Genomic DNA, 294 nt, shown 5'->3' with positions numbered 1-294 from the left:
AGAGGCCGGCGGTGCCGGCCTCTACGGCACCTTCGCCATCGATGCCGATGGCGCCTGGACCTATACGGCGTCCTCGGCGCATGACGAGTTCGTCGCCGGCACCACCTACACCGACACCTTCAATGTGGTCAGCGCCGACGGCACCCCGACCACGGTGACGATCAACATCCTCGGCACCAACGACGCCGCGGTGATAACGCTCAACGGCGCCCAAGACACGTCCGTTACGGAAAAGAGCGGCGTCGCCAACGGCACGCCAGGCGACGCCACTGCTTCCGGCGATCTTAATGCGAC

Annotated in this window: 1 protein-coding gene; it reads left to right on the top strand. The window is 65.6% G+C overall.

The annotated features are described in order from the left end of the window. The coding region (locus EN852_RS39340) for a VCBS domain-containing protein (protein ID WP_135879944.1) at positions 1-294 on the top strand (294 nt) is incomplete at both ends.

Origin of the sequence: Mesorhizobium sp. M2E.F.Ca.ET.209.01.1.1 (assembly GCF_004010375.2) — a bacterium.
Lineage (GTDB): Bacteria > Pseudomonadota > Alphaproteobacteria > Rhizobiales > Rhizobiaceae > Mesorhizobium.
The sequence above is the reverse complement of the archived record's forward strand: the minus strand, read 5'-3'. Positions and strand labels throughout refer to the sequence as shown.